The 266-nt window shown below is 63.9% G+C and carries 1 protein-coding gene; it reads right to left on the reverse strand.

Features of this window, described 5'->3' with window-relative positions; genetic code table 11:
* Positions 1-266: enolase C-terminal domain-like protein (locus tag SB764_RS40935; protein WP_410866890.1), on the reverse strand; the 266-nt coding region annotated here is incomplete at both ends.

Consider the following 266-nt stretch of genomic DNA (forward strand, 5'->3'; position numbering starts at 1 on the left):
CTCGACGAGGCCGTAGCTCAGCGCACAGTCGAACTGCAGCCAGTCGCGGTCGGCGCGCATGCCGCCGTAGCGGATCAGGTTGCGGGCATCCTGCATCGAGAACAGGTCCTCGCCCGTCGCCATCGGCTTGTCGTAGTAATTGCGCAGCGTCGCCTGCAGCTCGAAGTCGAGCGGATCGCCCGGTTCCTCGTACCAGAACAGGTCGTATTGCGAAAGCGCCTTCGCATAGCAGATCGCGGTGTCGAGATCGAAGCGGCCGTTGGCGT

Source organism: Paraburkholderia sp. SIMBA_027 (assembly GCF_046535315.1).
Lineage (GTDB): Bacteria > Pseudomonadota > Gammaproteobacteria > Burkholderiales > Burkholderiaceae > Paraburkholderia > Paraburkholderia tropica.